Below are 12,830 nucleotides of genomic sequence, written 5' to 3'. Positions count from 1 at the left end.
TCGCCCGATCGCGGCCCCGCTTGTCAACTTCGCCGTTCAGCCGATGCGGAAGCCCTGGCCAAGATAGACGCGACGTACATTTTCGTCGCGCACCACCTCGTCGGTGGTCCCCGACATCAGCACGCGGCCGTCATGCAGGATGTAAGCGCGATCGACGATGCCCAGCGTCTCTCGGACATTGTGGTCGGTGATCAGCACGCCGAGGCCCCGGGTCTTGAGCGCCGCGACGAGGTCGCGGATGTCGCCCACCGCAATCGGGTCGACGCCCGCGAAGGGCTCGTCGAGCAGCACGTAGCGCGGGTTCGCGGCAAGGCAGCGCGCGATCTCCACGCGCCGGCGCTCGCCGCCCGACAGCGCCAGCGCGGGGGCGCGGCGCAGATGGCCGATCGAGAAATCCGACAGGAGCTCCTCGAGCCGCTCGCGTCGCGAGGTGCGGTCGGGCTCGGCGATCTCCAGCACCGCGAGGATGTTGTCCTCGACGTTGAGGCCACGGAAGACCGACATTTCCTGCGGCAGGTAGCCGATGCCGAGCCGGGCGCGGCGGTACATCGGCAAAAGCGTCGCGTCGCGCCCGTCGATCGTCACCTGGCCGCCCTCGGGCGTCACGAGGCCCGCGATCGAATAGAAGCAAGTGGTCTTGCCCGAGCCGTTGGGGCCCAGGAGCGCCACCACCTCGCCGCGGTCGAGATGCAGCGACACGTCGCGGATCACCGGGCGCTTGCGGTAGCTCTTGCGCAGCCCGGCGACCCGCAGCCCGCCTTCGCCCGGCGTCACGTCAAGCTCGGGCGGAGTCACTGCGCGGGCTCGATCACGGTGCGCACCTGACCTTCGAGCTGCGCCGTGCCGGCGGCGAGGTCGATCACCATGCTCTGCGACGACAGCGCCGTGCGGTCCTGCGTCAGCAGCACGTCGCCGGTAAGGGTGAGGTTGCCGCCGGCGATGTCATAGACCGCGCGGTCGGCCTCGGCGGCCTCGGTCGGGGTGACGAAGGTAACGCCGCCCTCGGCCTCCAGCCGCGAAATCTCGCCCGTGGCGTCGTCATAGACCACCTCGACCGTGGCGGCGGAGATCTTCATCTCGCCCTGGCCGATCAGCACCTCGCCCTCGAATGTGGCGCGGCCCGTGGCCTGGTCGACGCTGAGCCGCTCGGAGGTGATCTCGACCGGCGCGTCGGGATCGGCGGCGAGCCCGCCCAGCGCCATCTGCGTCTGCGCGGCGGCGAGGCCCGGCAGCATCAGCAGGATCGTCAGCATGGCGGTCATCATGCGGGTCATCGGCGCTCTCCCTGGTTCGCTGGATCATATAGCAGCCGAACCCCGCCGGAGAACACCATGCGCGGCGTGCCGCCCTCGGGCAGGGTGGCTCGCATCGCGGCGGCGCTGAGCGTGCCATAGGGCGCGGTGACGCTGATCTCCCCGGTCGAGACCAGCCCGCCGGTGCCCAGATCGGCCTCGAGCGTCGGGGTCTCGACGCTGTAGCCGTTGCTGCTGGTGACCGAGACCGGCCCGTCGAGGCGCAGCAGGTTGCGGCCGGTCTCGATCTCACCGCGCGCGGCGCTCAGCTCGATCCGGGTGTCGCCGGGGCCTTCGATGGTGCCGCGTGGCGCCTCGACCGCGAAGATTCCCTCGCCGGTCTCGCGCGGTCGTACCGTATCGGCGGCGATGGCGATCGAGGCGCCGCTTTCGGTGCGGCCGGCGAATCGCGGCGCGCTGACGCGCTGTTCTGCGGCGATCGCCTCGATCTCGGCGAAGGGAATCTCGCTTGGCCCGGAGGGGCCCCGGGCGATCAGGAACAGCGTCGAGAGCAGGATCAGCCCGATCAGCGGCAGCGCCACCTTGGCCCAGCCGATGAATCGCGAATAGGCGTTGTCGCGGGCGTGCATTCAGGCGACGCCGGCGCGCAGGCAGTCATGGATGTGCAGGATGCCCAAGGGCCGGCGCGCCGCGTCGTCCTCGTCCACCACGAAGAGGCAGGTGATCTTGCGCTCGTTCATCTGCGCCAGCGCCTCGGCCGCCAGCGCGTCGGGGCGGATGGTGCGCGGCGCCGGCGTCATCACCTCATGGGCCACATGATCGAGCAGCCCGGCCATGTGACGCCGCAGATCGCCATCGGTGACGATGCCGCAAAGGCCGCCATCCGGATCGGTGACGCCGACCACGCCGAACCCGGCCCCGGTGATCGCCAGAAGCGTGTCGGCCATCGGCGTGTCGCGATCGACCAGCGGCAGTTCCCTGGCCCCGTGCATCAGGTCGCGCACCCGCGCCAGCCGGGCCCCGAGCTTGCCGCCCGGATGAAAGGCGCGGAAATCGGCGGCGGTGAAGCCGCGCCCGCGCATCAGCGCGATCGCCAGCGCGTCGCCCAGCGCCAGCGTCATCGTGGTCGAGGTGGTCGGCACCACGCCGATGCCGCAGGCTTCGGGCAGGGCGGGCAGGACGATGGCGATGTCGGCCTGGGTCATCAGCGTGCTTTCGCGCCGCGCCGCGACGCCGATCAGCGGGATGCCGAAGCGGCGGGTATGCGCCACGAGATCGGCCAGCTCGGGGGTCTCGCCGGAATTCGACAGCACCAGCACCACGTCGCCGCGGGTGATCATGCCGAGATCGCCGTGGCTGGCCTCGGCGGGATGCACGAAGGAGGCGGGGGTGCCGGTCGAGGCGAGGGTGGCGGCGATCTTGCGCGCGACGTGGCCCGACTTGCCCATGCCCGAGACGATGACCCGTCCGGGGGCCGCGCGGATCGCCTCGAGCGCCGCGCCGAAACCGCCATCGAGCCCGCGCGCCAGCGCGGCGAGGCCCGCCGCCTCGTCGGCGATCACCTGCCGCGCGACTTCCAGGTCGTCGGGGCGCTGGGTGTCCTCGGTCATGTCAGTGCGAGAAGATGTCGGTGTCGGGCCAGCCCGCGAGGTCGAGCCTGGCGCGGGTCGGCAGGAAATCGAAGCAGGCCTGCGCCAGTTCGCTGCGCCCCTCGCGCGCCAGCTTGGCGTCGAGCGCCTCCTTCAGCCGGTGCAGGTACAACACGTCCGAGGCGGCGTAGTCGAGCTGCGCCGGGCTCAGCTCCTCGGCGCCCCAGTCGGATTGCTGCTGCTGCTTGGAGATGTCGACGCCGACCAGCTCCTGCAGCAGCTGCTTCAGCCCGTGCCGGTCGGTGAAGGTGCGCACCAGCTTCGAGGCGATCTTGGTGCAGTAGACCGGGGATGCGGTGGCGCCGAAGGCGTGCTGCATCGCGGCGATGTCGAACCGGCCGAAATGGAACAGCTTGAGGATGTCTGGGTCTTCGAGCAGCCGCACGAGATTGGGGGCTTCGGACTGGCCGGGATGGACCTGGATCATGTGGCAATGGCCGTCGCCGCCCGACATCTGCACCAGGCAGAGCCGGTCGCGCATCGGGTTCAGGCCCATGGTCTCGCAATCGATCGCCACGACGGGGCCAAGATCGAGATCGTCGGGAATATCGTTCTGGTAGAGATGGTTCGCCATGATCCCTCGCGTTTCGCAATACGAGGAGGGATGGTGCCCAGGAGAGGACTCGAACCTCCACGTCCTTTCGGACACTGGCACCTGAAGCCAGCGCGTCTACCAATTCCACCACCTGGGCAGGTCGTGTGATGGGCGATCTACGGAATGCCGCGGGGGGTGTCAACGGGCAATTCGCGGGAATTTCGGTTGTCGCTGCGGAAGCGGGCGGTCGCTCGGGACGCGTCTCTTGCCGGGCATGCGGCGACGCCGATGCCGGTGACAGGGAGAGCTGTCCGGATCGGCGCTTGTCCGCGCCCGCCCCGGCGGGTAAACCGCGAGGCGTCAATTCACCTTATCAGGGCGGGGCCGATGACCGGACTTGTGACCATCTACGGCGGATCGGGCTTCCTCGGGCGCTATATCACGCGCCGGCTGGCGCAGCAGGGCTGGCGCGTCCGCGTGGCCTGCCGCCGCCCCGAGGAGGCGCTCTTCGTGCGCACCTACGGCGTGGTGGGCCAGGTCGAGCCGGTGTTCTGCAACATCCGCGACGATGACAGCGTGCGCGCGGCGATGACCGGCGCGCAGGCGGTGGTCAATTGCGTGGGCGTGCTGGCCGAGAAGGGCCGCAACACCTTCAAGGCGGTGCAGGAGGAGGGCCCCGAGCGGATCGCCCGCCTCGCCGCCGAGCTGGGCGTGGCCCGGATGGTGCATGTCTCGGCGATCGGCGCCGATGCCGACAGCGAGAGCGAATACGCGCGCTCCAAGGCCGCGGGCGAGCAGGGCGTGCTGCGGCACATGCCGCAGGCGGTGATCCTGCGCCCCTCGATCCTGTTCGGAGCCGAGGACGAGTTCTTCAACCGCTTCGCCTCGATGGCGCAGATCTCGCCGGTGATCCCGGTGGTCGGGGCCGGCACCCGGTTCCAGCCGGTGCATGTCGACGACGTGGCGCATGCCGCGGCGCTGGCGATCGAGGGCCGCGCCGCGCCGGGGGTCTACGAGCTGGGCGGGCCGGACGTGCATACCTTCCGCGAGCTGATCGTGCAGATGCTGCATTACATCCGCCGCCGTCGCCTCGTGCTGTCGCTGCCCTTCGGCGTGGGCCGGATCATGGCCGGCGTCGGCGGGCTGGTGCAGACGCTGAGCCTCGGGCTGGTGCGGGCGCCGATCACCGCCGATCAGGTCGCCAATCTGCGCCGCGACAATGTCGTGAGCCCGGGCGCCAAGACTTTCGCCGATCTGGGCCTGTCGCCGATCGCGATGGAGGCCGTGCTGCCGGACTACCTGTGGCGGTTCCGCCCCTCGGGGCAGTATCTGGCCATCAAGGAATCGGCGCGGAACCTGCGCAACCACTGAACGGACGGACATCGCCATGACCGGAGACACGATTCTCCTGCCACTCCTCCTGGGCCTTCTGGAGGGGCTGACGGAGTTCATCCCGGTGTCCTCGACCGGGCACCTGCTGCTGGCGGGGCACTTCCTGGGATTCGAGAGCGCCGGGCGCACCTTCGAGGTGGTGATCCAGCTCGGCGCGGTGCTGGCGCTGCTCACCGTCTATTTCGGACAGCTCTGGGGCGTGCTGCGGGCGGCGCCCGCGGACCCGGCGGCGCGGCGCTTCGTCTGGGCGGTCCTGATCGCCTTCCTGCCGGCGGCGGTGATCGGCGTGCTGGCGCATGACCTGATCAAGACGGTGCTGTTCGAGACGCCGTCCCTGATCGCGGTGATGCTGGTGCTGGGCGGGGTGGTGCTGCTCTTCGCGGACCGCATGGCACCGGAGCCGCGCCATGAGGACGCGATGCGGCTGCCGGTCCGAACGGCGCTGGCGATCGGCTTCTTCCAGGTGCTGGCGATGGTGCCGGGCGTGTCGCGCTCGGGCGCGACCATCGTCGGCGGGCTGTCGATGGGCGTGGGCAAGCGCGCGGCGGCCGAGTTCTCATTCTTCCTGTCGATGCCGACGATGGCCGGGGCCGTGGCCTATGACCTGTTCCAGAATCGCGACGTGCTCGACTGGGGCGCGCTCAACGAGATCGCGATCGGCTTCGTCGTGGCCTTCGTCACCGCCGTGGTCGTGGTGAAATGGCTGCTGGGCTACGTGTCGCGGCATGGCTACGCGCTGTTCGGCTGGTGGCGAATCGTGATCGGGGCGGGGGCGTTGCTGGGCATTTTCCTAGCTGGCTGAAGTTATGGGTCATTAGTTATGACCTAAAATCGCCAATCGGGCCGAAGATTTCGATCCGATTGGCGCGAAAAGCGCCAATTAGGTCAACCATGCTGACTTTTAATGTGGTCAAGCATTGGCTATCCCCTCGGCACGCCCAGCCAGAGGGAGACCAGCCATGGCCGAAAACAAGATGCTGAAATTTGTGTCCGTGCCGCGTGACATGCCGGAGAAGCGTCTGGCGGCCGCGCGGCGCGAGGACTTCCACGAGATCTATGCCGAGTTCGCCCGCGACAAGGCGGCCGAGCAGTCGAGCCGTTGCAGCCAGTGCGGCGTGCCCTACTGCCAGACGCATTGCCCGCTGCACAACAACATCCCCGACTGGCTGCGCCTGACCGCCGAAGGCCGTTTGCAGGAGGCCTACGAGGTCTCCCAGGCGACCAACACCTTCCCCGAGATCTGCGGCCGCATCTGCCCGCAGGACCGGCTCTGCGAAGGCAACTGCGTGATCGAGCAGTCGGGCCACGGCACCGTCACCATCGGCTCGGTCGAGAAATACATCACTGACACCGCCTGGGAGGAGGGCTGGGTCCAGCCGATCCGCCCCGCTCGCGAGCGCCCCGAGAGCGTCGGCATCATCGGCGCCGGGCCCGGCGGCCTCGCCGCGGCCGACTATCTGCGCCGCGCCGGCGTGCAGGTCACCGTCTATGACCGTTACGACCGCGTCGGCGGGCTGATGACCTACGGCATCCCCGGCTTCAAGCTCGAGAAGGAGGTCGTGGACCGCCGCACCAGGCAGTTCGAGGAGTCGGGCGTCGAGTTCGTGCTGAACTGCAAGGTCGGCGAGGACATCTCCTTCGACGCGATCCGTGGCAAGCACGACGCGGTGCTGATCGCCACCGGCGTCTACAAGTCGCGCGACCTGCCCGACAGCGACCATGGCGGCGTGGTCCGCGCCATCGACTACCTCACCGCCTCGAACCGCAAGAACTTTGGTGACGAGGTGCCGGAATACGACAGCGGCGAGCTGAACGCCGAGGGCAAGAAGGTCGTCGTGATCGGCGGCGGCGACACCGCGATGGACTGCGTGCGCACCGCGATCCGCCAGGGCGCGACCAGCGTGAAGTGCCTCTATCGCCGCGACCGGGCCAACATGCCGGGCAGCCAGCGCGAGGTGGCCAATGCCGAGGAGGAGGGCGTCGAACTGGTCTGGCTCTCGGCTCCGAAGGGCTTCGAATGCGGCCCCGACGGGGTCAAGGGCGTGCATGTCCACAAGATGCGCCTCGGCACGCCGGATGCCACGGGCCGCCGCATGCCCGAGAAGATCGAGGGCGCGGATTACCTCGAAGAGGCCGATCTGGTGGTCAAGGCGCTGGGCTTCGAGCCCGAGGACCTGCCGCAGCTCTGGGGCGTCGAGGGGCTGGAAGTGACCCGCTGGGGCACGGTGCGGGCCGAGTTCGGCACCGGTGCCACCTCGCTCGACGGCGTCTTCGCCGTGGGCGACATCGTGCGCGGCGCTTCGCTCGTCGTCTGGGCGATCCGCGACGGGCGTGACAGCGCTTCGGCGATCGTGGAGTATCTCGATCAGTCGGCCAGCGCCGGCGTCGCCGCCGAGTGAGCCACGCGTGAACCAGTGGCGCGAGGCCCGATGGGCCCGCGCGCGATCCATGTCTCGGTTCAGGGGCCGAGGCCCCGGCCAGATGGCCGGGGCGGCCTGACCCCCGATCACACCACGTCCCGCGATCCTGTTTTCGGAGACCGCCATGAAGACGCCCATCGCCCTCCTGATCTGCGCGCTGCCGATGGCGGCCGCCGCGCAGGGGCCGCGTCAGGTGACGCTGCCAGAGGGCTGCACCGCCGAGATGACCGTGCAGGCCGCGAACTGCACCGTCTCGCATCATTTCACCTGCGAGGGCGACCCCGAGGGCTGGCGCCGCAGGGTCGATCTCGACCTCGACGGCGTGAGCTATTTCGGGGCCATCGACGCCGAGACCCAATGGGTCGAGAGCGTCTATCCCCGCGCCGACCGGCGCGAGGAACTCGCCCCCGACCCGGCCGACCCGGCCTCGTTCAGCGAGCTGGTCGAGACCGGCGCCGACAGCTTCGATTTCAGTACGATCTCCGACCAGGTCGGCGAGACCCGCTATGTCGGCTTCGACAGCCTGACCGGCGAGACCGTCACCATCGACGGCGTCGAGTTGGAGCGCACCGATTACGAGGTCCGCGCCATCGGCCCCGATGGCGAGCAGATCTGGCGCAGCACCGGATCGGAGTTCATCGACCGGACGCGGCGCATCTTCCTGTCGGGCACCAGCGAGGTGACCAACGCGCAAGGCACCTTCACCTCCGACGACAGCCCCGTCGAATTCATCTTTCCGGACGAGCCGGGCTTCCTCTCGTCCAACCCCAAACACGGCTGCGGCGCGACCATGTCGTCGGCGCCCGCCTCCACCGCGAAGGAGATCTTCCATGACCACCTATGATGACGCCTGGGTCGCCTCGGAAGAGGCCAAGCGCAAGTACATGGCCGAGAACGGTCTCTACCGCGAGGATGACGAGCACGCCTCCTGCGGCGTCGGCCTCGTCGTGTCGATCGACGGCTCGCCCTCGCGCGCGGTGGTCGAGAAGGGCATCGCCGCGCTGAAGGCGGTCTGGCACCGCGGCGCGGTCGACGCCGACGGCAAGACCGGCGACGGCGCCGGCATCCACGTGCAGATCCCGCGCGCCTTCTTCGAGGACCAGATCCGCCGCACCGGCCACGAGCCGATGGCCGGCCGCCGCATCGCCGTGGGCCAGGTGTTCCTGCCGCGCAACGATTTCGGCGCGCAGGAAACCTGCCGGACCATCGTCGAGACCGAGGTGCTCCGCATGGGGCACTACATCTATGGCTGGCGCCACGTGCCGGTCGACATCACCTGCCTCGGCGAGAAGGCCAACGCCACCCGCCCCGAGATCGAGCAGATCCTGATCCGCTGCGAGAAGGACATCGACGAGGAGCAGTTCGAGCGCGAGCTCTACATCATCCGCCGCCGGATCGAGCGCGCGGCCACCCAGGCTGGCGTGCGCGAGCTCTACCTCGCCTCGCTGTCCTGCCGCTCCGTGATCTACAAGGGCATGATGCTGGCCGAGCAGGTGGCGGTGTTCTACCCCGACCTGATGGATCCGCGCTTCGAGAGCGCCTTCGCGCTCTATCACCAGCGCTATTCGACCAACACCTTCCCGCAATGGTGGCTGGCCCAGCCCTTCCGCATGCTTGCCCATAACGGCGAGATCAACACGCTCAAGGGCAACATCAACTGGATGAAGAGCCACGAGATCCGGATGGCCTCCTCGACCTTCGGAGAGATGGCCGAGGACATCAAGCCGATCGTGCCGCAGGGCTCTTCGGACTCGGCCGCGCTCGATTCGGTGTTCGAGGTGCTGGTCCGCGCCGGTCGCAACGCGCCGATGGCCAAGACCATGCTGGTGCCCGAGGCCTGGTCCAAGAGCCGGGTCGAGATGCCCCAGGCCTGGCAGGACATGTATTCCTACTGCAACGCGGTGATGGAGCCCTGGGACGGTCCGGCGGCGCTTGCCATGACCGATGGCCGCTGGGTCTGCGCCGGCCTCGACCGCAATGGCCTGCGGCCGATGCGCTACGTCGTCACCGGCGACGGGCTTCTGGTCGCGGGCTCCGAGGCGGGCATGGTGCCGGTCGACGAGGCCAGCGTGATCGAGAAGGGCGCGCTCGGGCCGGGCCAGCTGATCGCGGTCGACATGAAAGAGGGCAAGCTGTTCCACGACAGCGAGATGAAGGACAAGCTCGCCGCCTCGCAGCCCTTCGGCGAGTGGATCGAGAAGGTCGTGAACCTCAACGACATCCTGCGCGAGATCCCCGAGGAGCCGCTGTTCGAGGGCCCCGAGCTGCGCAAGCGCCAGATCGCCGCCGGCTATTCGGTCGAGGAGCTGGAGCAGGTGCTCGCGCCGATGGCCGAGGACGGCAAGGAGATGATCGCCTCGATGGGCGACGACACCCCTTCCGCCGTGCTCTCGACCAAGTACCGGCCGCTGTCGCATTTCTTCCGGCAGAACTTCAGCCAGGTCACCAACCCGCCGATCGACTCGCTCCGCGAGAGCCGGGTGATGTCGCTCAAGACCCGCTTCGGCAACCTCAAGAACGTGCTCGACGAAAGCTCCAGCCAGGCCGAGATCCTGGTGCTGGAGAGCCCGTTCATCGCCAATGCCGAGTTCGACACCATGGTCGAGCAGTTCGGCGACCAGGTGGCCTTCATCGACTGCACCTTCCCGGCGGGCGGGGCGCCCGACGCGCTGCGCGCGGGTCTCGAGCGGATCCGCGCCGAGGCCGAGGACGCGGTGCGTTCGGGCGCGGGCCACATCGTGCTCACCGACCAGCATCAGGACGAGGACCGCGTCCCGATGCCGATGATCCTCGCCACCTCGGCCGTGCATAGCTGGCTGACCCGCAAGGGCCTGCGCACCTTCTGCTCGGTCAATGTCCGCTCGGCCGAATGCATCGACCCGCATTACTTCGCGGTGCTGATCTCCTCGGGCGCGACCACGGTGAACGCCTATCTGGCGCAGGACAGCCTTGCCGACCGCCTGAACCGCGGCCTGCTCGAAGGCACGCTTACCGACATCATGCGCCGCTACCGCGACGCGGTGGATGCGGGCCTGCTGAAGATCATGGCCAAGATGGGCATCTCGGTGATCTCCTCCTATCGCGGTGGCCTGAACTTCGAGGCGGTGGGCCTGTCGCGCGCCATGTGTGCCGAGTATTTCCCCGGCATGCACAGCCGCATCTCCGGCATCGGCCTCACCGGCATCCAGAAGAAGCTGGAGGAGGTGCACGCCAAGGGCTGGACCAAGCCCGGCGCCGATCTCGGCACGCTGCCGATCGGCGGCTTCTACAAGTCGCGCCGCTCGGGCGAGAAGCACGCTTGGGAAGCCACGACCATGCACATGATGCAGGCCGCCTGCGACCGCGCCTCCTTCGAGCTCTGGAAGCAATACGCCTCGACCATGCAGGCCAACCCGCCGATCCATCTGCGCGACCTTCTGGCGATCAAGCCGATCGGCGAGGCGATCCCGATCGAGCAGGTCGAGAGCATCACCTCGATCCGCAAGCGCTTCGTCACGCCCGGCATGTCGCTGGGCGCTCTGAGCCCCGAGGCGCACAAGACGCTCAACGTCGCGATGAACCGCATCGGCGCCAAGTCCGACTCGGGCGAGGGCGGCGAGGATCCGGCGCATTTCCTGCCCGAGGCCAATGGCGACAACCCCTCGGCCAAGATCAAGCAGGTGGCGTCGGGCCGCTTCGGCGTCACCGCCGAATATCTCGGCGCCTGCGAGGAGCTGGAGATCAAGGTGGCGCAGGGCGCCAAGCCCGGCGAGGGCGGCCAGCTTCCGGGGATGAAGGTCACCAAGCTGATCGCGCGGCTGCGGCATTCGACGGAAGGGGTCACGCTGATCTCGCCGCCGCCGCATCACGACATCTACTCGATCGAAGACCTCGCGCAGCTGATCTACGACCTCAAGCAGATCAACCCGCGCGCCAAGGTGACGGTGAAGCTGGTCTCCTCCTCGGGCGTCGGCACCATCGCCGCCGGCGTGGCCAAGGCCAAGGCCGACGTGATCCTGATCTCGGGCCATAATGGCGGCACCGGCGCTTCGCCCGCGACCTCGATCAAATATGCGGGTCTGCCGTGGGAGATGGGTCTCACCGAGGCGCATCAGGTGCTGTCAATGAACAACCTGCGCGACCGGGTCACACTCAGGACCGATGGCGGCCTGCGCACCGGCCGTGACATCGTCATGGCGGCGATGATGGGGGCCGAGGAGTACGGCATCGGCACCGCCGCGCTGATCGCGATGGGCTGCATCATGGTCCGCCAGTGCCAGTCCAACACCTGCCCGGTGGGGGTCTGCACCCAGGACGAGGCGCTGCGCCAGAAGTTCACCGGCAACGCCGACAAGGTGGTCAACCTGATCACCTTCTACGCCCAGGAGGTCCGCGAGATCCTCGCCTCGATCGGTGCCCGCTCGCTCGACGACGTGATCGGCCGGGCCGACCTGCTGACCCAGGTCAGCCGGGGCTCGGCGCATCTCGACGATCTCGACCTGAACCCGCTGCTGATCACCGTGGATGGCACCAACCGCATCCGCTACGACCGCAACAAGCCGCGCAACGAGGTCCTCGACACGCTCGACGCCGAGATCGTCAAGGATGCCCGCCGCTTCCTCGAGGACGGTGAGAAGATGCAGCTGCAATACGCGGTGCAGAACACGCACCGCACCATCGGCACCCGCACCTCGGCGCATATCGTCGAGAACTTCGGAATGAGGAACCAGCTGCAGCCCGACCACCTGACCGTCAAGCTCACCGGCTCGGCGGGCCAGTCGCTCGGTGCCTTCGCGGCTCCCGGCCTGAAGATCGAAGTGTCCGGCGACGCCAACGACTATGTCGGCAAGGGCCTCTCCGGTGGCACCATCGTGGTGCGCCCGGCGATGGCGAGCCCGCTGGTGGCTTCGGAGAACACGATCATCGGCAACACCGTGCTCTACGGCGCGACGGCGGGCTACCTCTTCGCCGCCGGTCGGGCAGGCGAGCGTTTCGCGGTCCGCAACTCGGGCGCGCATGTGGTGATCGAGGGCTGCGGTACCAATGGTTGCGAATACATGACCGGCGGCGTCGCGGTGATCCTCGGCTCGATCGGCGCCAACTTCGGTGCCGGCATGACCGGCGGCATGGCCTATCTCTACGACCCCGACGGCCTCGCCGAGCCGCTGATGAACACCGAGACGCTGGTCACCTGCGATGTCACGGTCGAGCATTGGGAAAACCAGCTCAAGGGTCTGATCGAGCGCCACCAGCTCGAGACCGGCAGCCGCAAGGCCGCCGAGATCCTGCAGCACTGGGACAGCGAGAAGCACAACTTCCTGCAGGTCTGCCCCAAGGAGATGCTGCGCCACATCCCGCACCCGCTCACCGTCGAGAAGGTGGCGCTGCCCGCCGAATGAGGCGGCGCGGAGCGGCATAGAAACGGGGGGGCGGGGGGGGGGGGGGCCCCGGCGGGGGGGCGGGGGGGGGGGGGGCGGGGGGCCCGGCGCCCGGGCGGGGGGGGGGGGGGGGGGGGGCGGGGGGGTGGGGGGGGGGGGGGGGGGGGGGGGGGGGGGGGGGGGGGGGGGGGGGGGGGGGGGGGGGGGGGGGGGGGGGGGGGGGG

General features: G+C 68.9%; 10 protein-coding genes and 1 tRNA gene. 5 read left to right on the top strand and 6 right to left on the bottom strand.

The window, feature by feature from the left end; translation table 11 throughout:
* Nucleotides 1-36: 36 nt before the first annotated feature.
* The 6 genes from lptB to O4G76_RS10375 all read right to left on the bottom strand — a co-directional run bounded on the left by lptB (nt 37) and on the right by O4G76_RS10375 (nt 3,594).
* Nucleotides 37-795 (bottom strand): LPS export ABC transporter ATP-binding protein, encoded by a 759-nt coding sequence (gene lptB / locus O4G76_RS10400; protein ID WP_269397269.1) that lies wholly within the window; start codon nt 793-795, stop codon nt 37-39.
* A complete protein-coding gene (locus tag O4G76_RS10395; protein ID WP_269397268.1) occupies nt 792-1,274 on the bottom strand; it encodes an LptA/OstA family protein in 483 nt (160 codons plus the stop codon). The genes lptB and O4G76_RS10395 overlap by 4 nt, the downstream gene beginning before the upstream one ends.
* Nucleotides 1,271-1,882 (bottom strand): LPS export ABC transporter periplasmic protein LptC, encoded by a 612-nt coding sequence (gene lptC / locus O4G76_RS10390; protein WP_269397267.1) that lies wholly within the window; start codon nt 1,880-1,882, stop codon nt 1,271-1,273. The genes O4G76_RS10395 and lptC overlap by 4 nt, the downstream gene beginning before the upstream one ends.
* Nucleotides 1,883-2,863 carry an SIS domain-containing protein gene (locus tag O4G76_RS10385; protein WP_269397266.1) on the bottom strand — a complete coding sequence of 327 codons (981 nt, stop codon included), beginning with the start codon at nt 2,861-2,863 and terminating at the stop codon, nt 1,883-1,885.
* Nucleotide 2,864: 1 nt separating this feature from the next.
* Nucleotides 2,865-3,476 carry a ribonuclease D gene (locus O4G76_RS10380; RefSeq protein ID WP_269397265.1) on the bottom strand — a complete coding sequence of 204 codons (612 nt, stop codon included), beginning with the start codon at nt 3,474-3,476 and terminating at the stop codon, nt 2,865-2,867.
* Between the two features lie 31 nt (nt 3,477-3,507).
* Nucleotides 3,508-3,594 (bottom strand) — tRNA-Leu (locus O4G76_RS10375).
* A 230-nt stretch (nt 3,595-3,824) separates the two neighbouring features.
* On the opposite strand from O4G76_RS10375, the gene O4G76_RS10370 reads away from it, so the two are divergent.
* The 5 genes from O4G76_RS10370 to gltB all read left to right on the top strand — a co-directional run bounded on the left by O4G76_RS10370 (nt 3,825) and on the right by gltB (nt 12,627).
* Complete coding sequence (locus tag O4G76_RS10370; protein ID WP_269397264.1) at nt 3,825-4,808, top strand: complex I NDUFA9 subunit family protein; 984 nt, start codon at nt 3,825-3,827, stop codon at nt 4,806-4,808.
* A 16-nt stretch (nt 4,809-4,824) separates the two neighbouring features.
* Nucleotides 4,825-5,631 (top strand): undecaprenyl-diphosphate phosphatase, encoded by an 807-nt coding sequence (locus tag O4G76_RS10365; protein WP_269397263.1) that lies wholly within the window; start codon nt 4,825-4,827, stop codon nt 5,629-5,631.
* A gap of 157 nt (nt 5,632-5,788) precedes the next feature.
* Nucleotides 5,789-7,228 carry an NAD(P)-dependent oxidoreductase gene (locus tag O4G76_RS10360; protein ID WP_269397262.1) on the top strand — a complete coding sequence of 480 codons (1,440 nt, stop codon included), beginning with the start codon at nt 5,789-5,791 and terminating at the stop codon, nt 7,226-7,228.
* Between the two features lie 145 nt (nt 7,229-7,373).
* The gene (locus O4G76_RS10355; RefSeq protein WP_269397261.1) at nt 7,374-8,093 is read left to right on the top strand and encodes a hypothetical protein; all 720 of its coding nucleotides are present in this window, start codon (nt 7,374-7,376) and stop codon (nt 8,091-8,093) included.
* Nucleotides 8,080-12,627, top strand: a complete 4,548-nt coding sequence (gene gltB, locus O4G76_RS10350; protein ID WP_269397260.1) for a glutamate synthase large subunit — start codon at nt 8,080-8,082, stop codon at nt 12,625-12,627. Before O4G76_RS10355 ends, gltB begins: the two co-directional genes overlap by 14 nt.
* Nucleotides 12,628-12,830 lie beyond the last annotated feature (203 nt).

Origin of the sequence: Limimaricola sp. G21655-S1 (assembly GCF_027213785.1) — a bacterium.
GTDB lineage: Bacteria > Pseudomonadota > Alphaproteobacteria > Rhodobacterales > Rhodobacteraceae > Limimaricola.
The sequence above is the reverse complement of the archived record's forward strand: the minus strand, read 5'-3'. Positions and strand labels throughout refer to the sequence as shown.

Excerpts from the sequence above, each read along its gene's own strand:
- O4G76_RS10395 (WP_269397268.1), bottom strand. The coding sequence starts at position 1,274 with ATGACCCGCATGATGACCGCCATGCTGACGATCCTGCTGATGCTGCCG.
- lptC (WP_269397267.1), bottom strand. The coding sequence starts at position 1,882 with ATGCACGCCCGCGACAACGCCTATTCGCGATTCATCGGCTGGGCCAAG.
- O4G76_RS10385 (WP_269397266.1), bottom strand. The coding sequence starts at position 2,863 with ATGACCGAGGACACCCAGCGCCCCGACGACCTGGAAGTCGCGCGGCAG.
- O4G76_RS10380 (WP_269397265.1), bottom strand. The coding sequence starts at position 3,476 with ATGGCGAACCATCTCTACCAGAACGATATTCCCGACGATCTCGATCTT.
- O4G76_RS10370 (WP_269397264.1), top strand. The coding sequence starts at position 3,825 with ATGACCGGACTTGTGACCATCTACGGCGGATCGGGCTTCCTCGGGCGC.
- O4G76_RS10365 (WP_269397263.1), top strand. The coding sequence starts at position 4,825 with ATGACCGGAGACACGATTCTCCTGCCACTCCTCCTGGGCCTTCTGGAG.
- O4G76_RS10360 (WP_269397262.1), top strand. The coding sequence starts at position 5,789 with ATGGCCGAAAACAAGATGCTGAAATTTGTGTCCGTGCCGCGTGACATG.
- O4G76_RS10355 (WP_269397261.1), top strand. The coding sequence starts at position 7,374 with ATGAAGACGCCCATCGCCCTCCTGATCTGCGCGCTGCCGATGGCGGCC.
- gltB (WP_269397260.1), top strand. The coding sequence starts at position 8,080 with ATGACCACCTATGATGACGCCTGGGTCGCCTCGGAAGAGGCCAAGCGC.